Annotated in this window: 18 protein-coding genes; 14 read left to right on the top strand and 4 right to left on the bottom strand. The window is 64.8% G+C overall.

Annotated elements, in window-relative coordinates; all coding sequences use genetic code 11:
- Nucleotides 1-1,861: YadA family autotransporter adhesin (locus ACOJB8_RS25080; protein ID WP_475014853.1), on the top strand; the 1,861-nt coding region annotated here is incomplete at its 5' end.
- Nucleotides 1,862-1,954: 93 nt separating this feature from the next.
- On the opposite strand, the gene ACOJB8_RS25075 is transcribed toward ACOJB8_RS25080, so the two are convergent.
- The gene (locus tag ACOJB8_RS25075; RefSeq protein ID WP_368616742.1) at nt 1,955-2,812 is read right to left on the bottom strand and encodes a MurR/RpiR family transcriptional regulator; all 858 of its coding nucleotides are present in this window, start codon (nt 2,810-2,812) and stop codon (nt 1,955-1,957) included.
- Nucleotides 2,813-3,102: 290 nt separating this feature from the next.
- Here ACOJB8_RS25075 and edd point away from each other — a divergent pair, with 290 nt between their 5' ends.
- The 4 genes from edd to ACOJB8_RS25055 all read left to right on the top strand — a co-directional run bounded on the left by edd (nt 3,103) and on the right by ACOJB8_RS25055 (nt 7,896).
- Nucleotides 3,103-5,016, top strand: coding sequence for a phosphogluconate dehydratase (edd, locus tag ACOJB8_RS25070; protein WP_475014851.1), 1,914 nt, complete (start codon nt 3,103-3,105; stop codon nt 5,014-5,016).
- A gap of 2 nt (nt 5,017-5,018) precedes the next feature.
- Nucleotides 5,019-5,660, top strand: coding sequence for a bifunctional 4-hydroxy-2-oxoglutarate aldolase/2-dehydro-3-deoxy-phosphogluconate aldolase (gene eda, locus ACOJB8_RS25065; protein WP_069268430.1), 642 nt, complete (start codon nt 5,019-5,021; stop codon nt 5,658-5,660).
- A gap of 296 nt (nt 5,661-5,956) precedes the next feature.
- The gene (locus tag ACOJB8_RS25060; protein WP_069268431.1) at nt 5,957-7,318 is read left to right on the top strand and encodes a GntP family permease; all 1,362 of its coding nucleotides are present in this window, start codon (nt 5,957-5,959) and stop codon (nt 7,316-7,318) included.
- 68 nt (nt 7,319-7,386) lie between these two features.
- Complete coding sequence (locus tag ACOJB8_RS25055) at nt 7,387-7,896, top strand: gluconokinase (protein WP_069268432.1); 510 nt, start codon at nt 7,387-7,389, stop codon at nt 7,894-7,896.
- A 96-nt stretch (nt 7,897-7,992) separates the two neighbouring features.
- Here ACOJB8_RS25055 and purB read toward each other — a convergent pair whose 3' ends face one another.
- The gene (gene purB / locus ACOJB8_RS25050) at nt 7,993-9,381 is read right to left on the bottom strand and encodes an adenylosuccinate lyase (protein WP_342947643.1); all 1,389 of its coding nucleotides are present in this window, start codon (nt 9,379-9,381) and stop codon (nt 7,993-7,995) included.
- A gap of 254 nt (nt 9,382-9,635) precedes the next feature.
- Here purB and ACOJB8_RS25045 point away from each other — a divergent pair, with 254 nt between their 5' ends.
- From ACOJB8_RS25045 to ACOJB8_RS25015, 7 genes are all read left to right on the top strand, one after another.
- The gene (locus tag ACOJB8_RS25045; RefSeq protein ID WP_475014849.1) at nt 9,636-11,438 is read left to right on the top strand and encodes a tetratricopeptide repeat protein; all 1,803 of its coding nucleotides are present in this window, start codon (nt 9,636-9,638) and stop codon (nt 11,436-11,438) included.
- Between the two features lie 99 nt (nt 11,439-11,537).
- A complete protein-coding gene (locus tag ACOJB8_RS25040) occupies nt 11,538-12,494 on the top strand; it encodes a LysR family transcriptional regulator (RefSeq protein WP_069268435.1) in 957 nt (318 codons plus the stop codon).
- Between the two features lie 201 nt (nt 12,495-12,695).
- Nucleotides 12,696-13,982 carry a Glu/Leu/Phe/Val family dehydrogenase gene (locus tag ACOJB8_RS25035; RefSeq protein ID WP_069268469.1) on the top strand — a complete coding sequence of 429 codons (1,287 nt, stop codon included), beginning with the start codon at nt 12,696-12,698 and terminating at the stop codon, nt 13,980-13,982.
- A 246-nt stretch (nt 13,983-14,228) separates the two neighbouring features.
- The gene (locus tag ACOJB8_RS25030; RefSeq protein ID WP_069268436.1) at nt 14,229-15,122 is read left to right on the top strand and encodes a glutamate/aspartate ABC transporter substrate-binding protein; all 894 of its coding nucleotides are present in this window, start codon (nt 14,229-14,231) and stop codon (nt 15,120-15,122) included.
- Between the two features lie 89 nt (nt 15,123-15,211).
- Entirely contained in the window at nt 15,212-15,952 is a 741-nt protein-coding gene (locus ACOJB8_RS25025; protein WP_475014847.1) for an amino acid ABC transporter permease, read from the top strand.
- On the top strand, nt 15,952-16,629 hold the full coding sequence (gene gltK, locus ACOJB8_RS25020; protein WP_069268438.1) for a glutamate/aspartate ABC transporter permease GltK: 678 nt from the start codon (nt 15,952-15,954) through the stop codon (nt 16,627-16,629). Before ACOJB8_RS25025 ends, gltK begins: the two co-directional genes overlap by 1 nt.
- Nucleotides 16,626-17,351: an amino acid ABC transporter ATP-binding protein gene (locus ACOJB8_RS25015; protein WP_028209421.1), complete on the top strand. Its 726-nt coding sequence runs from the start codon at nt 16,626-16,628 to the stop codon at nt 17,349-17,351. The genes gltK and ACOJB8_RS25015 overlap by 4 nt, the downstream gene beginning before the upstream one ends.
- A 71-nt stretch (nt 17,352-17,422) precedes the next feature.
- On the opposite strand, the gene ACOJB8_RS25010 is transcribed toward ACOJB8_RS25015, so the two are convergent.
- Together ACOJB8_RS25010 and ACOJB8_RS25005 are read right to left on the bottom strand one after the other, a co-directional pair.
- Nucleotides 17,423-18,331 carry a class II glutamine amidotransferase gene (locus tag ACOJB8_RS25010; protein ID WP_368616746.1) on the bottom strand — a complete coding sequence of 303 codons (909 nt, stop codon included), beginning with the start codon at nt 18,329-18,331 and terminating at the stop codon, nt 17,423-17,425.
- 77 nt (nt 18,332-18,408) lie between these two features.
- A complete protein-coding gene (locus tag ACOJB8_RS25005) occupies nt 18,409-18,660 on the bottom strand; it encodes a hypothetical protein (RefSeq protein WP_475014844.1) in 252 nt (83 codons plus the stop codon).
- 36 nt (nt 18,661-18,696) lie between these two features.
- Here ACOJB8_RS25005 and pyrC point away from each other — a divergent pair, with 36 nt between their 5' ends.
- Together pyrC and ACOJB8_RS24995 are read left to right on the top strand one after the other, a co-directional pair.
- Nucleotides 18,697-19,752 carry a dihydroorotase gene (gene pyrC / locus ACOJB8_RS25000; RefSeq protein ID WP_475014843.1) on the top strand — a complete coding sequence of 352 codons (1,056 nt, stop codon included), beginning with the start codon at nt 18,697-18,699 and terminating at the stop codon, nt 19,750-19,752.
- Nucleotides 19,749-20,699: a DUF3025 domain-containing protein gene (locus tag ACOJB8_RS24995; RefSeq protein ID WP_475014841.1), complete on the top strand. Its 951-nt coding sequence runs from the start codon at nt 19,749-19,751 to the stop codon at nt 20,697-20,699. The genes pyrC and ACOJB8_RS24995 overlap by 4 nt, the downstream gene beginning before the upstream one ends.
- Nucleotides 20,700-20,725: the final 26 nt, after the last annotated feature.

The raw sequence follows: 20,725 nt of genomic DNA, 5'->3' as shown, positions 1-20,725 counted from the left end.
CGTGGCGGCGGGCGCAGTCTCGGCGACGAGCTTCGACGCGGTGAACGGCTCCCAGTTGTACAACCTGGCCAGCTCGACGGCGGATTCGTTCGGCGGCGGCTCGACAATGAACAGCGATGGCTCGATCTCGAACCCGACGTATAACGTGGGTGGAGACACCTACAACAGCGTAGGTGGTGCGATTACGAACCTCGATGGCCGCGTGACACAGAACACGACCGACATCACGAACCTGCAAGGCGACGTCACGAACATCAATGGCCAGCTGGCCGATGCAGTGATGTACGACACGTCGAAGCACAGCGCGGTCACGCTGGGCGGCACGGATGCGACCACGCCGGTGGCGCTGCACAACGTGGCAGCGGGTCAAGTCTCGGCGACGAGCTTCGACGCGGTGAACGGTGCGCAGCTATACGAGACGGTGACGTACGACACGTCGACGCACGACTCGGTGACGCTGGGCGGCGCGGTCCATGCTCCCGTCGTGCTGACGAACGTGGCGAATGCTGCGCTGAACGCCACGAGCCTCGAGGCGGTGAACGGCTCGCAGCTCTACGCACTGGGCGCGAAGACCGATGCGGCGGGCAACATCACCAACGCGTTCGTCGCGTATGACGACACGTCGCTCAATACGGTCACGTTCGGCGGCTCGGGTCATGCGCCGGTCGTTTTGCACAACGTGGCGAACGGCGTGGATGCGAACGATGCGGTGAACGTTGCCCAGCTCGAAGCGATGGGAGCGAAGATCGATCCGTCGGGCAACATCTCGAACGCGTTTGTCGCCTACGACGACACATCGCTGAACTCGGTTACGCTTGGCGGGTCGCTGGATCACACGCCGGTTGCGCTGCACAACGTAGCGAACGGTGTCGTTGCGGCAAGCAGTACGGACGCCGTGAACGGCGGCCAGCTCTACGGTGTTGCATCGAGCACGGCCAGCGCGCTGGGCGGTGGTTCGACGGTCAACCCCGATGGCTCGATCTCGGCACCGACGTACGTCGTGGGGGGCAACACTTACAACGACGTGGGTGGCGCGATCTCCAACATCGATGGCCGCGTAACGAACATCGAGCAGACGGTGACCAACATCTCTGGCCAGGTGGCGAACGCGGTCCAGTACGACTCGTCGGCACACGACAAGGTCACGCTGGGCGGCACGGATTCGACGACGCCGGTCAAGCTGACCAACCTGCAGGACGCTGAACTCTCGGCGTCGAGCACGGACGCCGTCACGGGCTCGCAGTTGTACGCCACGAACGTCGTGGTCTCGAACCTGAATCAGCAGATTCAGAACATCAGCGTCAACGGTACTGAGTATCTGTCGACCAATACGACGAGCGGCGCGGCTTCGGCCACGGGCGCCAGCTCGATCGCGGCAGGCGGCGGTGCGATTGCCTCGGGTCCGAACGCGACGGCGATTGGCGACTCGGCGAAGGCCACGGGCAACAACTCGGTAGCGCTCGGTGCAAATTCGATCGCGGACGAGGACAACACCGTGTCCGTGGGCTCCCAAGGCAACGAGCGTCGGATCGCCCATGTCGCGAATGGCGTCAACGCTACCGATGCGGTGAACATGGGGCAGCTGCAGAGCGGCTTGAATGGGCTCCAGAGCAACGTCAACTCGGTGGCGCGCAACGCCTACGGCGGTATCGCGGCGGCAACCGCGCTGACAATGATCCCGGAAGTCGATCAGGGCAAGACCGTCGCGGTCGGTATCGGCACAGCCAACTTCCAGGGCTATCAAGCAGTGGCGCTCGGCGCATCGGCGCGCATCACACAGAACCTCAAGGTGAAAGTGGGCGGCGGTTATGCATCGGCAGGCGGTGCCACGGTCGGCGGCGGTATGTCGTACCAGTGGTAAGCGTCTGAGGCTCAATCGGTTGCGGTCTGGGCCGAAATGCAGAGCGGACTCCCTCGGGAGTCCGCTTTTTTGTTGGGCGCCTTCTGTCCGCCGTTAGCCAATCGGGTCCAGCCTTCTTCGCGCGATGATTTCCTTTGCATCTGCGAGTTTCTCAGCCAGCTCCGGACCGCGCTGCAGCGCCACCCCCACCGCGAGTATGTCGCCGATCGCGAGATGCGACGTCCGCGACGTCATCGGCGAGAAGACGTCGGTGTCTTCGTCGACGTTCGCGTGCAGGCCGACGCTCGCCAGACGCGCGAGCGGCGACGTGCCGTGAGTGATCGCAATCACCTTTGCGCCGCGATCGAGCGCCGTGCGCGCGGCATCCACGATGTCGCGCGTGCGCCCCGTGTTCGAGATCGCCACCACGACATCGCCGGGGCCGAGCAGCGCCGCCGACATCAGAAACGTTTGTGGGTCCGAATACGCGACGCTAGGCATGCCGAGGCGAAAGAACTTGTGCTGCATGTCCTGTGCAGCGATGCCCGAGCCACCCGCACCATAGAACTCGATACGCGCCGCGTGCGCGAGCAGGCCAATCGCCGCGGCGAGCGAGTCCGTCGAGAGATTGTTGCGCACCTGCAGGAGCGCGCCAATGGTGCGGTCGAGCACCTTGGCCGCGACGCCCGGTACCGGCTCGTCCGGGCTCACATCGCGGTAGACGGCCGGATGTTCTGAGGGCAGATCCGCGGCAACGGCCTGCGCGAGGCGAATCTTGAACTCCCGGAATCCGGAAAATCCCAACGCATGGCAAAACCGCGCGATGGTCGGCTGGCTCACGCCTGCGCGCTCGGCAACCTCGGTCATCGACAGATCGAGCACCTCGCGAGGCGCCTGAATCACGTAATCGGCGAGCTTGCGCTCCGAAGGGCGCAACTGCTCGCGCATGGCTTTCACCTGGGACAGCAGCATCAGGAAACTCGCACTATGCTGAAAGATCCGTGGACTATAACGGATCGGACGGTATGTACAAAAACTACAGGATCGACGTTTGCTCCTTTTCAGTTCCTGCGCGCATCAACGCGCAAGGCCTGTAAATAATGAGACTAGGCGGTCGTTTACCGTCGCGCCCCCAGGGTCTTACCGGGATTGTCGTCGTGTAGTTTTTCTACTAACATCGCGCCATCGCTGTCTGGTGCGCCCAAGGGCGCACCTGATCTGGCCCCGAGCGTCCCCGCCGTGACAAGAAGGAAGGAGATTCGATGGTTTCCCTGCATTCTCAATTGATGAAGGTCACGCAGCGCGTGATCGAGCGCAGCAAGCCCACGCGCGAGGCCTATCTGGCGCGCATCGCGGCGGCTCAGGACCGGTTCCCGGCGCGCGGAGCGCTCTCATGCGCGAATCTTGCCCACGGTTTCGCCGGCCTCGAGGGTCGCGACAAGATCTCGATCAAGTCGATTCGCGAGCCCAATATCGGCATCGTCTCGGCATACAACGAGATGCTCTCGGCTCACGCGCCTTACAAGGATTTCCCCGACATCATCAAGAAGGCGGCCCGCGAAGGCGGCGGCGTCGCGCAGTTCGCGGGCGGCGTGCCGGCGATGTGCGATGGCGTCACGCAAGGCAACGCCGGCATGGAGCTGTCGCTCTTTTCGCGTGAAGTGATCGCGATGAGCACGGCCGTCGCGCTCACGCACAACATGTTCGATGCGGCGCTGTGCCTCGGCGTGTGCGACAAGATCGTGCCGGGCCTCCTGATCGGCGCGCTGCAATTCGGCCACCTGCCGACCATTTTCGTGCCCGCCGGCCCGATGACGAGCGGCATCACGAACGACGACAAGGCCAAGGTGCGCCAGCAGTTCGCCACGGGCCAGTGCGACCGCGCGGCGCTGCTCGAATCGGAGGCCGCCGCGTATCACGGCCACGGCACCTGCACGTTCTACGGCACGGCCAACAGCAACCAGATGCTCATGGAGATCATGGGCCTGCATCTGCCGGGTTCGGCCTTCATCCATCCGCATACGCCGTTGCGCGACGAACTCACCGCTGCGGCGGCGCGCCGCGTGCTCGAGCTCACCGTCGAGCGCGGCCACTACACGCCGATCGGCCACGTGGTCGACGAGAAGGCCGTGATCAACGGCATCGTCGCGCTGATGGCGACGGGCGGCTCGACCAACCACACGCTGCACCTCGTGGCGATGGCACGGGCGGCGGGCATCATCATCGACTGGAACGACTTCGACGTGCTGTCGGACGCCGTGCCGCTGCTCGCGCGCGTCTATCCGAACGGCAAGGCCGACGTGAATCATTTCCATGCGGCGGGCGGCATCGCCTTCCTCGTGCGCGAACTGCTCGACGGCGGGTTGCTGCACGAAGACGTGAATACCGTCGCGGGTCGTGGGCTGCGTCACTACACCGAGGAGCCGAAGCTCATCGACGGCAAGCTCACCTGGGTGCCGGCGGTCGAGAAGAGCGCTGACGAGAGCGTGCTGCGTCCGCTGCCGACGCCGTTCCAGCCGGACGGCGGGCTGCGCCTGATGCAGGGGCGTCTGGGCCGCGGCGTCATCAAGGTTTCCGCGGTCGCGCCGGAGCGCCGCAAGGTGCGTGCGCCCGCCATCGTGTTCGATTCGCAGGAAGCCGTGCAGGAAGCGTTCGACCGCGGTGAACTCGAGCGCGATTTCGTGGCCGTCGTGCGCTTCCAGGGCGCGCGCGCGAATGGCATGCCGGAGCTGCACCGCCTCACGCCGTTGCTCGGCGTGCTGCAGGACAAGGGCTTTCACGTGGCGCTCGTGACTGACGGACGCATGTCGGGCGCGTCGGGCAAGGTGCCCGCAGTCATCCACGTTTCGCCGGAAACGCTGCTGCACGGCCCGATCGGCAAGGTGCGCGACGGCGATACGATCGTGATCGACGCGGTGGAAGGCGTGCTCGACATCGAAGTCGATGCTGCCGAGTGGGACGCCCGTCCGGTCGCGCAGCCCGCGCATCAGGAACTCAATGAAGTGGGCTTTGGCCGCGAGCTGTTCGGCGTGTTCCGCGCCACCGCCGCGCCGGCGGAGCTGGGCGCCACGGTGTTCGGTCCGCTCGTGGGCGAGCAGGCCGCGCCCGCACCGGCTGTTGCAACTGCGCATGGGCCGGCCCACGCCGCGAACTCAATTCATCATCAAGGAGCCTGAACATGGCAAATCGCACAGTCGCCGACATCGTTCGCCTCGGTCCCGTCATCCCGGTGCTCGCGTTCGATACGCCGGAGCAGGGCGAGCACGTTTCCCGCGCGCTCCATGCGGGCGGCGTGAAGGTGCTCGAAATCACGCTGCGCACGAAGGCCGGCCTCGAAGCGATCGAGCGCGCCGCGAAGATCGCGCCGGACATCGTCGTGGGCGTGGGTACGATCACGAAGCCTGAGCACTGCGCGCTCGCGAAGCAGGCCGGCGCACAGTTCGGCGTTTCGCCGGGCCTCACGCGCGAGATCCATCAGGCTTCGCTCGACGCGGGCCTGCCGCTGCTGCCGGGCGTGATGACGCCGACCGACATCATCGTCGCGATGGAACTCGGCTACGAGATCGTCAAGTTCTTCCCGGCGGTTCCGGCCGGTGGCCTGAACATGCTGCAGGCCTTCCACGGCCCGTTCCCGACGCTGAAGTTCTGCCCGACGGGCGGTATCAGCGCCGAATCCGCGCCGACCTTCCTCGCGTTGCCCAACGTGGTCTGCGTGGGCGGTTCGTGGCTCACGCCGAAGGCCGCCATCGCCGCGCAGAACTGGGACGAAGTCACGCGCCTTGCGCACGCCGCGAGCGAGCTGTCGCGTCCGGTGCGCTAAAAGAACGCGTCTCTTTGATGCGCTGACGCGCGCCGCATGCTGCGGCGCAACGAAGACCGGAATGCCGCGCCCCTTCGGTACGAGGGGCGTGCAACGAGCCGCGCGAACGGCGCCTTTCAGGCGCGCGCTTTGCGCGGCTCGCGTGTCTTTCAAGCACGCTGCACCAAAAGTCGTTATAAGCTCTACAATCCCCGGCCCGGCGACGGCCGGCTTTTGTCCCGCGCGCGCTGCTGCGGCGCTCATCCGTCGCCGCACAGGGCAAAAGGACTTCGAACAACTACCTGGAGAGGAGCCTCATGGGAGTGGCCCACGGCAGCATGCTGCTGATTTACGCGCTCGTCGCGATCGCCGCGCTGATCCTGCTGATCACGCGCTTCAAGGTTTATCCGTTTCTCGTCCTGATCATCGTTTCGCTGCTGCTCGGCCTCGCCGTCGGCATGCCGATGGATCAGATCGTCAAGTCGTTCGAAACCGGCAACGGCAACACGCTCGGCCACATCGCCATCGTGGTGGGCCTTGGCACGATGCTCGGCAAGATGATGGCGGAGTCGGGCGGCGCCGAGCGCGTTGCCACGACGCTCATTCGCTGGTTCGGCGAGAAGAACATTCACTGGGCCATGATGGTCGTTGCGATCATCGTCGGCCTGCCGGTGTTCTTCGAAGTCGGCTTCGTGCTGCTCATTCCGATTGCGTTCAACGTCGCCAAGCGCACGGGCAAGTCGCTGCTGCTGATCGGCCTGCCGATGGTGGCGGGCCTTTCGGTCGTGCACGGGCTGATTCCGCCGCACCCGGCCGCACTTCTCGCCGTGCAGGCGTATCACGCCGACATCGGCAAGACCATCGCTTACGGCCTGATGGTGGGCGTGCCCACGGCGATCATCGCCGGGCCGCTTTTCGCGCTCTTCATTCACCGCTACATCAAGCTGCCCGAGAGCAATCCGCTTTCCGAGCAGTTCGTGAGCAAGGCCGACCCCAAGCCCGATAGCGAGCTGCCGGGCTTCGGCGTCACGCTCTTCACGATCCTGCTGCCCGTGATCCTCATGCTGATCGGCAGCTGGGCCGATCTCGTGTTCGAGCCGAAAACGTTGCCCAACAACTTGTTGCACTTTATCGGCACCTCGGACGTCGCGCTGCTGATCGCCGTGCTGGTAAGCTTCTGGACCTTCGGCGCGCAACGCGGCTTCACGCGCGAGCAGATCCAGAAGTTCTGCGGCGACTGTCTCGCGCCGATCGCGGGCATCACGCTGATCGTGGGCGCGGGCGGCGGCTTTGGCCGCGTGCTGATGGACAGCGGCGTGTCGAAGCAGATCGTCGAGCTGGCGCAGAACGAACATCTGTCGCCGCTGCTGCTCGGCTGGCTCGTCGCCGCGCTGATCCGTCTCGCCACGGGCTCGGCCACGGTCGCCATGACCACGGCCTGCGGCATCGTCGCGCCGATCGCGTCGGCCAGCGCCATGACCGTGAAGCCGGAGCTGCTCGTGCTCGCCACGGGCTCGGGCTCGCTGATCTTCTCGCACGTCAACGACGGCGGATTCTGGCTGATCAAGGAGTATTTCGGCATGAGCGTCGTGCAGACGTTCAAGACATGGTCACTACTGGAGACCATTATTTCGCTGCTGGGCCTCGGGCTTACCTTCGCCCTCGCAGCGGTGGTGTAACGCGCAACTATGTTGCATGGGACCGGAGTCAGCGCTAAAGCGCTCACTCCGTTCGACAGGAGCAGTAAATGATTTTGATAGCGATGGGCGTGTCGGGCGCAGGCAAGACACGCATCGGCGAATTGCTCGCCGAGCGCCTCAAGTGCACCTTCACCGACGGCGACGCCTTCCACAGCGAAGCCAACAAGAAGAAGATGCACGACGGCATTCCCCTCACCGACGACGACCGCTGGCCGTGGCTGCGTACGATTCGCGCGGCGATCGAGGAGAAGCAGCGCGCCCACGAAACGGCCGTGTTCACCTGCTCGTCGCTCAAACGCTCGTATCGCGACGTCTTGCGCGGCAACGACCATGACGTGTGCTTCGTCTACCTGAAGGGCTCGTTCGAAGTGCTGCACGAGCGCCTCGCTTCGCGTACCGGACACTTCTTCGACCCGTCGCTGCTGCAAAGCCAACTCGACACGCTCGAAGAGCCGGGCGCGGACGAGGCGATCGAGGTCAGCATCGAGCTCACGCCCGAGCAGATCGTCGACGAGGTGATGAAGCAGATGCAAACGCGCGGCAATCAGGCATCCTGATCTCACGGCTATGCACGATCATGCGATCGTGCGGCGGTAAACGAAAAAGCGCTCGATTCGATCGAGCGCTTTTTTTATGGCCTTGCGATGTCGCGATTACGAAATGCGCTTCGCCAGTTCCGCCGCCTTGCCGACGTACGACGCAGGCGTCATCTCCAGCAGACGCTTCTTCGCGTCCTCAGGAATCGCCAGACCGTTCACGAACGTCTGCAGCGCTTCGCGCGTAATGCCCTTGCCGCGCGTGAGTTCCTTCAACTGCTCGTACGGGTTCTCGATGCCATAGCGGCGCATGACCGTCTGCACCGGCTCGGCCAGCACTTCCCACGTGGCGTCGAGGTCGTCGTTCAGGCGCTGCGGGTTCACTTCGAGCTTGTCCAGACCGCGGATCAGCGCGTCGTACGCGAGCAGCGAATAGCCGAATGCGACGCCGATGTTGCGCAGCACCGTCGAGTCGGTGAGGTCGCGCTGCCAGCGGGAGACGGGCAGCTTGTCGGCGAGGTGGCGCAGCGTGGCGTTCGCGAGGCCGAGGTTGCCTTCCGAGTTTTCGAAGTCGATCGGGTTGACCTTGTGCGGCATGGTCGACGAGCCGATTTCGCCGGCCTTCGTCTTCTGCTTGAAGTAGCCGAGCGAGATATAGCCCCAGACGTCGCGGTCGAGGTCGAGCAGGATCGTGTTCGCGCGCGCGACGGCGTCGAACAGTTCCGCCATGTAGTCGTGCGGCTCGATCTGGATCGTGTACGGGTTGAACGTGAGCTTCAGGCGCTGCTCGACGACTTCCTTCGAGAAGGCTTCCCAGTCGAATTCCGGATACGCCGAGAGATGCGCGTTGAAGTTGCCGACCGCGCCATTCATCTTGCCGAGCAGTTCGACCTTCTCGATGCGCTGGATCGCACGCGCGAGACGCGCCGCGACGTTGGCGATTTCCTTGCCGAGCGTCGTGGGACTGGCCGGCTGGCCGTGCGTGCGCGAGAGCATCGGCTGCTCGGCGTGCGTGTGCGCGAGCGCGACGAGACGCTGATGCACCGAGCGCAGCGCCGGCAGGATCACGTGCTCGCGTGCGCCCGCGAGCATCAGGCCGTGCGACGTGTTGTTGATGTCTTCCGAGGTGCAGGCGAAGTGGATGAACTCGCTTGCGCGCTCCAGTTCCGGCTGACCCTTCACCGACTCCTTGAGCCAGTACTCAACGGCCTTCACGTCGTGGTTCGTCACGCGCTCGATGTCCTTGATGCGCGCGGCGTCGTGCGCCGTGAAGTTCTCGGCGAGCTTGAGCAGGAATTGCTCCGAGGCTGCCGAGAAGCGCGGCACTTCCGCGAAACCGGCCTGCGAGAGCGCGATCAGCCAGTGGATTTCCACGGTCACGCGGTTGCGCATGAACGCGGCTTCCGAGAGCCAGTCGCGCAGCGCTTCGGTTTTCGAGGCGTAGCGGCCGTCGAGCGGGGAGAGCGCGTTGAGCGCGAAGAGGGTATCGGGACGAGTGTCGGACATGATGGGGACGTAACGTGGCGCGTTACGCTCAGTTGGCAGTCGGTTGCAGTCGGATTCGAGACCGCGGGAACCCGAGATTTTATCACCTTGCCGACAGTGGCCGAGGCCGACGCTGTCAGCAACGGCAAAGCGCCGGCCTTGGACGCACCCCGAGGGGTTCAGTCGTATCGGCCTGTTAACGAGATGGCACGTTTTGAGACGGATATAGAGTGCGCTCACGTCAAAAGTTTGCGCTTAATCAAATACCTGCCGCCATGACTCCCGATGCTCCCATTCTCGCTACCGGCGAGGCCGCTGACCTGGTCGAAGCCGGCCTGGCTTGCCACCGCGCGGGCCGGATCGACGATGCCCACGCTTACTATCAGTCCGCGCTCGCGGCGCACCCCGAAGATCCCGGCGCACTGCACTATCTGGGCGTGATCGCGCTCGGCCGCGGCCAACTGCGGGATGCCGCCGCGCTGATGGATCGCGCGCTCGCGCAGAAGCCTGACAGCGCCGAATATCTGGCCAACCGTGGCGTGGTCGCGCACCGCCTTGGCGACCATGCAGGTGCCGCCGTCTTGCAGCGCAAGGCGCTGGGGCTCGCCCCCGGCTTCGCGAACGCGCACAACAATCTCGGCAATGCGCTGATGGAACTCGGCGATCTCGCGGGCGCGGCGCAGCATTATCGGCATGCGCGTTCGCTGGAGCCGCAATCCGCCCACTTCGCGTTCAACCTCGGGCGCGCGCTGGAAGCCACCGGCGAAAAAGACGCCGCACTCGCGCAGTTGCGCACCGCCGCCGCGCTCGATCCCCGCGATCCGAAGACGTTAATCCACATGGGCCGGCTGCTACGCTCAATGGAGAAGCACGCCGAAGCGGCCGCCTGCTTCGAGGCCGTGATCGCGCGCGAGCCCGACAACGCGCTCGCGCTCTTCGAACTCGGCTATGCCTACGACGCGATGCACCGCTACGAAGCGGCAATTCCGCTTTACCGGCGTGCCGCGGAACTCAAGCCCGATGGGGCGGGCATCGTCAACAATCTGGCCTTCGCGCTGACCGCGCTGGCGCGCTACGACGAAGCGGAGATCGGCTATCGCCGCGCACTGGCGCTGAACCCCGACTTGCCGGAATCGCGCTTTCAACTCGGCATGCTGATGCTGCGGCGCGAAGACTACGCCGGCGGCTGGCCGCTCTTCGAGAACCGCAAGCTCACCTCGACCGCGAGAGCCAACTACCGCAAGCTGCCGTGCCCGGAGTGGCAGGGCGAGCCGCTGCGAGGCAAGCGTTTCCTGATCTGCCGCGAGCAGGGCATGGGCGATCAGATCCAGTTCCTGCGCTATGCGAGCCTGCTGGCGCAGATGGGCGCGCGGGTTCACGCGTGGGTCGCGCCGGAACTGGCATCGCTCGCGGCGACGGTGCCGGGCGTCGCACGCGTGCTCGACGCCGCGCCGAGCGACGGCGCCATCGCCTCGCAATACGACTACTGGTGCGACGTAATGAGCCTGCCGCTGAGGTTTCCCGGCCGGCCGATCTACGCCGACACGCCATACATGCGCGCCGATCCTGTGCGGGCCGCCGCCTGGCGCGCCCGCGTGAACGCGCTGGCCGGCGCCGCGCAGCGCCGTATCGGGCTCGTCTGGGCGGGCAACCCGCGCCATCAATTCGACGCTTTCCGTTCCGTGCCGCTCAAGTCGCTTCTGCCGCTGGCCGCGCTCACCGGCAACGCCTGGTTCGCGCTCCAGAAAGGCCCTGCGGCCGCGCAACTGGAGGCGATCGCGGGTCGCTGGCCGATGGATGCGCCAGGCGACGATCTGCACGACTTCGCGGCCACGGCGGCGCTCATCGAGACGCTCGATCTCGTCGTCACGGTAGATACGTCGGTCGCGCACCTCGCCGGCGCGCTCGGCAAGCCCGTTTGGGTGCTGCTCGCCGCGCAGCCCGACTGGCGCTGGGGCAAGGATCGCGCCGATTCGGTCTGGTATCCGTCGGCGCGCGTGTTTCGCCAGTCCACGCTCGGCGACTGGCGCGGCGTGGTCGCCGAACTGGAAGCCGCGCTTTCCGGGGCTTCCCGCTAAGGCGCCCGGCCGGCGCGCCGCGCGAAATTCGCCTGTGGGCGCCCAGGCGTGCGCTCGCGGGCCTAGAATGCGGACTTCTCATCCGCTCGCTGGCCCCGCATGGAACTCAAATGGCTCGAAGACTTCGTTTCGCTCGCGGAGACGCATAGTTTCAGTCGCTCGGCCGAACTGCGCCACGTGACGCAGCCGGCTTTCTCGCGCCGCATCCAGGCGCTCGAAGCGTGGCTTGGCACCGAGCTGATCGATCGTTCGGTTTATCCAACGCGCCTCACGGCTGCGGGCCAGGTCTTCTACGAGCAGGCGCTCGCGATGCTTTCGCAGTTTCACGAGGCGCGCACCCTGTTGCGCGGCCACACGGCCACGCCCGCGGCGACGATCGAGTTCGCGGTGCCGCACACGCTTTCGCTCACGTACTTTCCGCGCTGGCTGCAGCGCATCGAGGCGAAGCTCGGCCGCATCCACACGCGCCTGCGCGCGCTGAACGTGCACGACGCCGTGCTGTCACTCGTGGAAGGCGGCTGCGACCTCGTGATGGGCTATCACCACCCGAGCCACCCCGTCACGCTCGACCCCGCGCGCTACGACACGCTGACGCTCGGCATCGAGTCGATCAGCCCGTACTCGGCGCCGCAGCGCGCGGGGCGTGCGCGTTACACGCTGCCCGGCACGCCCGATGCGCCCGCACCGTATCTCTCCTATACGCCGAACGCGTATCTCGGCCGCATGACCGAGGTGATCGTTGCCAACGCACCGGCGCGGCTCTATCTGGATCGCGTGTACGAAACGGACATGGCGGAAGGCCTCAAGGCGATGACGCTGGCGGGTCACGGCATCGCCTTCTTGCCGCACAGCGCGGTGGAAGACGCCGTGGCCCAGGGCGAACTGATCCGCCTCGACCGCGGCACGCGCGGCGTGCCGGAGGGCCAGTTCACGCTCGACATGGAGATCCGGCTCTATCGCGACAAGCTCGCGACGCAGGGCGACGATGCGCGCCAGGCGCTCGTGCGCGAACTGTGGGAGGCGGTCAGCGAGGAACTTGCGCAGGGCAGGCGCTGACGAAGCGCAAGCTGCACACACACAACAGCCACGCAAACAGTCAGGCTATTTCAGTCTGTAAGGCCTCAACACTAGCCGCGCGACACGTTTTTTCGACTTCGGGGATGTTATGCACGAAAAGCATAACGGGATGATCAAACGGCATTGGATTTCACGTGGGCGTTTTCTGACAATGGCACCACTTGTTCGATCGGAGCGTTCATGTCATCCCAACTGCAGTCGGTTCCTTCCTATCTCCACGCCGACGATCTCGGCCCCTGGGGCAACTATCTTCGTCAGGTCGACCGCGTGGCGCCGTATCTCGGCTCGCTCTCGCGCTGGCTCGAAACGCTCAAGCGTCCGAAGCGTATCCTGATCGTCGACTGCCCCATCGAACTCGATAACGGCACCGTCGCGCACTTCGAAGGCTATCGTGTCCAGCACAACGTTTCGCGTGGTCCCGGCAAGGGCGGCGTGCGTTATCACCAGGACGTTACGCTCTCCGAAGTAATGGCGCTGTCCGCGTGGATGTCGGTGAAGAACGCTGCAGTGAACGTGCCGTACGGCGGCGCGAAGGGCGGTATCCGCGTCGATCCGCGCACGCTGTCGCGTGGCGAGCTCGAGCGCGTGACGCGTCGCTACACCAGCGAAATCGGCATCATCATCGGACCGAACACCGACATTCCTGCGCCGGACGTCAACACGAACGAGCAGATCATGGCGTGGATGATGGACACCTACTCGATGAACCAGGGCCAGACGGCCACGGGCGTCGTGACGGGCAAGCCCATCTCGCTCGGCGGCTCGCTCGGCCGTCGCGAAGCCACGGGCCGCGGCGTGTTCGTGGTCGGCTGCGAGGCTGCGCGCCGCACGGGTCTTTCGATCGACGGCGCACGCATTGCCGTGCAGGGCTTCGGCAACGTGGGCGGCATTGCCGCGCGCCTGTTCCAGGAAGCCGGCTCGAAGATCGTCGCAGTGCAGGACCATACCGGCTCGCTCTACAACTCGAGCGGCATGAGCGCGGAAGCGCTGCTCGAGCACGTTGCCAAGACGGGCGGCGTGGCAGGCTTTGCGGGCGCTGAAGTCATGGCGAACGACGAATTCTGGACCGTCGAAACCGACATCCTCATTCCGGCCGCGCTGGAAAACCAGATCACAGAGAAGAACGCGGGCAAGATCCGCACGAAGATCATCGTGGAAGGTGCGAACGGCCCGACCACGACGGCAGCCGACGACATCCTGCACGACAAGGGCGTGCTCGTGATCCCCGACGTGGTGGCGAATGCGGGCGGCGTGACCGTTTCGTACTTCGAGTGGGTGCAGGACTTCTCGAGCTTCTTCTGGACCGAGCACGAAATTAACGAACGTCTGGAACGCGTGATGCGCGAAGCCTTTACGGCGGTGTGGCAAGTGTCGAGCGAGCAGAAGGTCTCGATGCGTACCGCGGCGTTCATCGTGGCATGTAAGCGCATCTTGATGGCGCGCGAAATGCGCGGTTTGTATCCCTGATCGCACCCGGTTGGCAGGCGTCGCGACGCTGCACGCGGCGCCAGGCAAGGCGCACAGCGAAGTGACGAAACCGTGACTGCACCGTGACAGGTTTTTGCGCTGCACATCAAGGCGCATAGAAGGCGGACGTCCTCCACAAGGGGGCGTCCGCTTTCGCACATTCAGGCGTTGCGCCAGGGTCACTCTTGATGCTTTCAAAAAAATTACTTTGATAAACTGGCGGCGGTTCTTGTACCGGAGAAAACAATGCAAATGAAAAAGACCGCCGCACTGCTCGCACTCCTTGGTTGCGTCGCCACCAGCGCTTTCGCGCAGGACGCGGGCACGCTCAAGAAGATCAAGGACACGGGCGTCATCTCGCTGGGGCACCGCGAGTCGTCCATTCCTTTTTCGTACTACGACGACAAGCAGAATGTGATCGGCTACTCGCAAGACTACGCGATGAAGATCGTCGAGGCCGTCAAGCAGAAGCTGAACATGCCTAACCTGAAGGTCAAGATGGTGCCCATCACGTCGCAGAACCGTATTCCGCTCGTGCAGAACGGCACGGTGGACATCGAATGCGGCTCGACCACGAACAATGCCGAACGTCAGCAGCAGGCCGCGTTCTCGAACACGATCTTCGTGATCGGCACGCGCCTCATGACAAAGAAGGATTCGGGCGTCAAGGACTTCGCCGACCTCAAGGGCAAGACCGTCGTGACGACGGCGGGCACGACGTCCGAGCGCCTGCTGCGCAAGATGAACCAGGACAAGAGCATGGGCATGAACATCATCAGCGCGAAGGACCACGGCGAGTCGTTCATGACGCTCTCCACGGGCCGCGCAGTGGCGTTCATGATGGACGACGCGCTGCTCGCGGGCGAGCGCGCCAAGTCGAACAATCCGGGCGACTTCGTGATCGTCGGCCAGCCGCAGTCGCGTGAAGCGTACGGCTGCATGATGCGCAAGAACGACCCCGAGTTCAAGAAGGTCGCCGACGACGCCATCGCCAAGGTCCAGACCTCGGGCGAAGGCGAAACGATCTACAAGAAGTGGTTCGAGTCGCCGATCCCGCCGAAGGGTCTCAACCTGAACTTCCCGATGAGCGAGGACATGAAAGCGCTGTTCAAGAACCCGAACGACAAGGCGATCGATTAACACGGCCCCGGCCGTTCGACCCGCATTTAGCGTTTAGCACGGAACGGAAGAAGCGCCGCTTCTTCCGTTCTTTTTCTTGGAGTCTCTTGATGTCCTATCACTGGAACTGGGGCATTCTGCTCAGCCCGGTCTCGACGGGCGAACCCACCACGTACCTCGGCTGGATCCTCTCCGGCCTCTGGGTGACGGTCTCGGTGTCGCTGTGCGCGTGGGTGATCGCGCTCATCGTCGGGTCGTTCTTCGGCGTGCTGCGCACGGTGCCGAACAGGTTTCTCGCGGGCGTCGGCACAGTTTATGTGGCGATCTTCCGCAATATTCCGCTTATCGCGCAGTTCTTCATCTGGTACTTCGTGCTGCCGGAAATCGTGCCGCAATCGATAGGCAATGCGTTCAAGCAATCGACGCCGGGCGTGCAGTTCTTCTCGGCGTCGGTCGTGTGTCTCGGGCTCTTTACCGCGGCGCGTGTATGCGAACAGGTGCGCTCGGGCATCAACGCGCTGCCGCGCGGCCAGCGCGCAGCCGGCCTCGCCATGGGCTTCACGCAGTGGCAGACGTACCGCTATGTGCTGCTGCCGGTGGCGTACCGCATCATCGTGCCGCCGCTCACCTCGGAGTTCCTCAACATCTTCAAGAACTCGGCGGTCGCCTCGACGATCGGCCTGCTCGATTTGTCGGCCCAGGCGCGTCAGCTCGTCGACTACACGGCGCAGACCTATGAGTCGTTCATCGCCGTCACGCTCGCTTATGTGCTCATCAACCTCGTCGTCATGACGCTCATGCGCTGGGTCGAGGCGAAGTCGCGTCTGCCCGGCTACATCGGAGGCAAGTGATGCATCATTTCGACTGGAGCGGCATTCCGGGCGCGCTGCCCACGCTGTGGACGGGCGCGATCATCACGTTCAAGATCACGCTGTGCGCGATCGTGGTCGGCATTCTCTGGGGCACGCTGCTCGCGCTCATGCGGCTTTCCAGCGTGAAGCCGCTCGAATGGTTCGCCAAGGGCTACGTCACGGTCTTCCGCTCGATCCCGCTCGTGATGGTCCTGCTGTGGTTCTTCCTGATCGTGCCGCAGGTGCTGCAAAACGTGCTGGGCCTGTCGCCCGACATCGACATTCGCCTCGCGTCCGCGATGATCGCGTTCTCGCTGTTCGAGGCCGCGTATTATTCGGAGATCATTCGTGCGGGCATTCAGGCGGTGCCGCGCGGGCAGGTGAACGCTGCATTCGCGCTCGGCATGCGCTATGGCCGGGCCATGCAATACGTAGTGCTGCCGCAGGCGTTCCGCGCGATGGTGCCGCTGTTGCTTACGCAGGCCATCGTGCTGTTTCAGGACACCTCGCTCGTGTACGTGATCAGCCTCGCCGACTTCTTCCGCACATCCACCAATATCGGCGACCGTGACGGCACGATGGTCGAGATGGTACTGTTCGCGGGCGCGTGTTATTTCGTGATTTGCGTGATCGCGTCGAGCCTCGTGAAAGGTCTTCAGAAAAAGGTCGCAAGATGATTTCAATTAAGAACGTTTCGAAGTGGTACGGCCAGTTCCAGGTGCTGACCGACTGCACGACGGAAGTGAAGAAGGGTGAGGTGGTGGTGGTGTGCGGGCCCTCGGGCTCGGGCAAGTCCACGCTCATCAAGACCGTCAACGGGCTCGAACCGTTCCAGCAGGGCGAGATTCTCGTGAACGGCGAGTCGGTGGGCGACAAACGCACCAACCTCTCGAAGCTGCGCTCGAAGGTGGGCATGGTGTTTCAGCACTTCGAGCTGTTCCCGCATCTGTCGATTACCGAGAATCTCACGCTCGCGCAGATCAAGGTGCTCGGCCGCGGCAAGGACGAGGCCACGCAAAAGGGCCTGAAACTGCTCGACCGCGTGGGCCTGCGTGCGCATGCCGACAAGTTCCCGGGTCAGCTCTCGGGCGGCCAGCAGCAGCGCGTGGCGATTGCACGCGCGCTGTCGATGGACCCCATCGCCATGTTGTTCGACGAGCCAACTTCGGCGCTCGACCCCGAGATGATCAACGAGGTGCTCGACGTGATGGTGGAGCTGGCCCAGGAAGGCATGACCATGATGTGCGTGACGCACGAAATGGGCTTTGCGAAGAAGGTCGCGCACCGCGTGATCTTCATGGACAAGGGCGCCATCGTCGAAGACGACCAGAAGGAAGCCTTCTTTGCGAGCCCGAAGTCGGATCGCGCGAAGGACTTTCTGGCGAAGATCCTGCACTGAGGCTTCACACGCTTCGAAAAAAAAGCCGCGCTCGATGATGCGCGGCTTTTTTGTTTTGGGCGTGGCCCGGCTTACTCGCCCCAGGTCTGCAGTGCGTCCACCGCTTCCGGGTCGATCTCGCGCGGCTGCCCGGCGCACGGTGCGCTGGCCGACGCGTCGAGCGACGGGTTGGCGAGCCTGTCGAGCACCTTTTGCGGCACCGGCACGCTTGTCCTGGCGATCACGTCGCCGTGCTGGAACATCAGCAGGTCGCCGGGGGCGAAGCGCGTCCAGACCTCGTTGTCGGTGAGCGGCGCGGTGGCGATCACGGCCACGCGGTCCTCGGGCGTCGTGTACTTGGCGAAGTCGATGGAGACATCGGCATCGACGAGATGGGCCGTCGAGAACGGCCAGCGTCGCACGAGATAGTAGAGATGCGTCGAACAATGCGCGAACAGCGCCTGGCCGTTCGACATCAGGAAGTTGAAGACACCGAACTGCGTGACCTCGCGCGTGAGCGACTCCAGCGCGGCGAACAGCTCGGCGAGCGGCGGCTGCGCACCGGGGAACGCCTTGCGCAAGCCTTGTAGCAGCAGGCAGAACGCGCGCTCGCTATCGGTCGTGCCAACCGGTTGGTAGACGCCCGACATCACCGGATTGAAGTCCTGAAGGTCGCCGTTGTGCGCGAAGATCCAGTGCCGGCCCCACAGCTCGCGCTGGAACGGATGACTGTTTTCGAGCGCGCAGTTGCCCTGCGTGGCCTTGCGGATGTGTGCGATGGTGTTGCGCGACTTGATGGGATAGTGCTTGACCATCTCGGCGATCGGCGAACGTGCCGAGGCCTCGTTGTCGATGAAGAGGCGGCAGGCCTTGTCCTCGAAGAACGCGATACCCCAGCCGTCGGCGTGGTGATCGGTGGCGCCGCCGCGCGCCGCGAATCCTGTGAAGGAGAACGTGACGTCCGTCGGCGCGGCGCAATTCATTCCGAGAAGTTGGCACATGGTGCTGATGGTGCGTAATGCGACTGGGACGGCTGAGGCGGCGGCTGCAGTGGTAGGCGGGACCCGCCGTCGACCCGTTACAATGATGATTTTCCAAGCATATCACCGGCCTGCGGGTCGCCAATACGAAATTTGTCGGATGCATTGCAGGCCTGCATAGAAGGGCGCGTGCCGGGGGCGATGCAGCGCGGATTGTCGTGTGTACGCGACGGTGCGGGCAATGCACAGGTTGGATCGGCATCGATCGTCGCCGCGTTTTTCCCCGTGATATGCCCGGAATTTCCGGCAGCCTGAGCGTGTTTCAAGCGAACTTGCCGCCGTTCATTCATACCGCTGTTGGTTCACTACCGCGCCTGACTCTTGCCATGAACGCCTCTTCCCCCTCGACTCTCACGCTCGCCCGCCCCGACGACTGGCACCTGCACGTGCGCGACGGCGCGATGCTCGCGGCCGTGCTGCCGCATACGGCGCGCCAGTTCGGCCGCGCGATCATCATGCCGAACCTCAAGCCGCCGGTCACGACGACCGAGCAGGCCGCCGCCTACCGCGAGCGCATTCTCGCGGCGCTGCCGGCGGGCTCGACGTTCGAACCGCTGATGACGCTCTATCTCACCGACAACACGCCGCCCGAGGAAATCCGCCGCGCGAAGGCGAGCGGCTTCGTGCACGGCGTGAAGCTGTACCCGGCGGGCGCGACGACGAATTCGGACGCCGGCGTGACCGACATCCGCAAGTGTGCGAAGACGCTCGAAGTCATGCAGGAAGTGGGCATGCCGCTGCTCGTGCACGGTGAAGTGACGAGCGCCGACATCGACCTGTTCGACCGCGAGAAGGTCTTCATCGACCGCGTGATGATTCCGACGCGCCGCGATTTTCCGGGTCTCAAGGTGGTGTTCGAGCACATCACGACGAAGGACGCCGTCGACTACATCCGCGCCGATCATGCCACGCCCGGTCTACTCGGCGCGACGATCACCGCGCATCATCTGCTCTACAACCGCAACGCGATCTTCCAGGGCGGCATTCGTCCGCATTACTACTGCCTGCCCGTGCTCAAGCGCGAGACGCATCGCGTGGCGCTCGTGGACGCGGCGACCTCGGGCGATCATCGCTTTTTCCTCGGCACCGACAGCGCGCCGCACCCGAAGGGCCTGAAAGAGCACGCGTGCGGCTGCGCGGGCTGCTACACGGCGCTGCACGCGCTCGAGCTGTACGCCGAAGCGTTCGACAATGCGGGCGCGCTCGACAAGCTCGAGGGCTTCGCGAGCTTTTACGGCGCGGACTTCTACGGCCTGCCGCGCGCGACGGAAACGGTCACGCTGCGTCGCGAGAGCTGGACGCTGCCCGCCGAAGTCGAGGCGGGCGGCACGCCCGTCGTGCCGCTGCGCGGCGGCGAGACGATCGGCTGGAAACTCGCTTGAACGAGGCGGGGCAGGGTGTGGCTGCGGGCGCAACGGTCGGCCCGACCGGGGCTGTCGATGCGCCCGCACCGATGCCCGCGCGCGCCCCGCGCCGGACCATGCCGCTGGGCAGTTTCAGCGACATCGACTGGGCCCGCCCGTGGTTCGCGCAACACGAAGCGCGCGGCCGGCGCTGGCAGCAGGCCGCGCTGGCGGGATACGCGGCGTACCTGGATGCGCTGAACGCCGATGCGCTGGCCGCCGTCCAAAGCACGGGCCGCGGCCGGCCGCTGCGCTTCATCGCCCAGGACGACCTGCCCGAAGGCTCGGCCTATGAGGCGCATATCGCGGCGACGGGCTGCGTGCCGACGCGTCACAACCTCCACGACTTCTTCAACGCGCTCGCCTGGTTCGCGTTCCCGCGCATCAAGGCGACGCTGAACGCGCGCCAGGCCGCGGCGATCGACGTGCTGGGCGTGGGCCCCACGCGCGGCGGCGTGCGCGACGCGCTCACGCTGTTCGACGAGAACGCGGTGCTCTTTGCCTCATCGGATGCGCCGCTGGTCGCGGCGTTGCGCGGCTTCGACTGGCGCACGCTGTTCGTGGCGCAGCGCGCTGGCTGGGAAGCGGCTTTCGGGGAGACGATCGGCGCGGCGCGCTGCGAAGTCCGCGTATTCGGCCATGCGCTGCTCGAAAAGATGATCTCGCCTTATGCGGCGTGCACGGCGCACGCCTGGGTGGTCGAGGTGCCGCAAGCGTATTTCACGTGGCCGCGCGCGCAACGCGACGCGTATCTGGACGAGACAGTGAGCGTCTCGCTCGCCGCCGATGCCACGCATGAAGCGCTCAATGGGCGCAGCTTTGCGCCGCTGCCGGTGCTCGGCATTCCGGGCTGGTGGGCGCAAAACGAGCACCCGTCGTTCTACGACGACACCACAGTCTTTCGCGCCGGCCGCCGGACTCGCTAAATGCCAGGCAGGCGGCAATCGATCCG

Source organism: Paraburkholderia sp. BR10141, assembly GCF_056155635.1.
The sequence above is the reverse complement of the archived record's forward strand: the minus strand, read 5'-3'. Positions and strand labels throughout refer to the sequence as shown.

Bases quoted from the DNA above. Each gene is read 5' to 3' on its own strand.
- eda (WP_069268430.1), top strand. From the start codon at position 5,019: ATGGCAAATCGCACAGTCGCCGACATCGTTCGCCTCGGTCCCGTCATC.
- ACOJB8_RS25075 (WP_368616742.1), bottom strand. From the start codon at position 2,812: ATGCTGCTGTCCCAGGTGAAAGCCATGCGCGAGCAGTTGCGCCCTTCG.
- ACOJB8_RS25010 (WP_368616746.1), bottom strand. From the start codon at position 18,331: ATGTGCCAACTTCTCGGAATGAATTGCGCCGCGCCGACGGACGTCACG.
- ACOJB8_RS25035 (WP_069268469.1), top strand. From the start codon at position 12,696: ATGTCATCCCAACTGCAGTCGGTTCCTTCCTATCTCCACGCCGACGAT.
- ACOJB8_RS25055 (WP_069268432.1), top strand. From the start codon at position 7,387: ATGATTTTGATAGCGATGGGCGTGTCGGGCGCAGGCAAGACACGCATC.
- ACOJB8_RS25005 (WP_475014844.1), bottom strand. From the start codon at position 18,660: ATGAATGAACGGCGGCAAGTTCGCTTGAAACACGCTCAGGCTGCCGGA.
- gltK (WP_069268438.1), top strand. From the start codon at position 15,952: ATGCATCATTTCGACTGGAGCGGCATTCCGGGCGCGCTGCCCACGCTG.
- ACOJB8_RS25025 (WP_475014847.1), top strand. From the start codon at position 15,212: ATGTCCTATCACTGGAACTGGGGCATTCTGCTCAGCCCGGTCTCGACG.
- pyrC (WP_475014843.1), top strand. From the start codon at position 18,697: ATGAACGCCTCTTCCCCCTCGACTCTCACGCTCGCCCGCCCCGACGAC.
- edd (WP_475014851.1), top strand. From the start codon at position 3,103: ATGGTTTCCCTGCATTCTCAATTGATGAAGGTCACGCAGCGCGTGATC.
- purB (WP_342947643.1), bottom strand. From the start codon at position 9,381: ATGTCCGACACTCGTCCCGATACCCTCTTCGCGCTCAACGCGCTCTCC.
- ACOJB8_RS25030 (WP_069268436.1), top strand. From the start codon at position 14,229: ATGCAAATGAAAAAGACCGCCGCACTGCTCGCACTCCTTGGTTGCGTC.
- ACOJB8_RS25040 (WP_069268435.1), top strand. From the start codon at position 11,538: ATGGAACTCAAATGGCTCGAAGACTTCGTTTCGCTCGCGGAGACGCAT.
- ACOJB8_RS25045 (WP_475014849.1), top strand. From the start codon at position 9,636: ATGACTCCCGATGCTCCCATTCTCGCTACCGGCGAGGCCGCTGACCTG.
- ACOJB8_RS25015 (WP_028209421.1), top strand. From the start codon at position 16,626: ATGATTTCAATTAAGAACGTTTCGAAGTGGTACGGCCAGTTCCAGGTG.
- ACOJB8_RS25060 (WP_069268431.1), top strand. From the start codon at position 5,957: ATGGGAGTGGCCCACGGCAGCATGCTGCTGATTTACGCGCTCGTCGCG.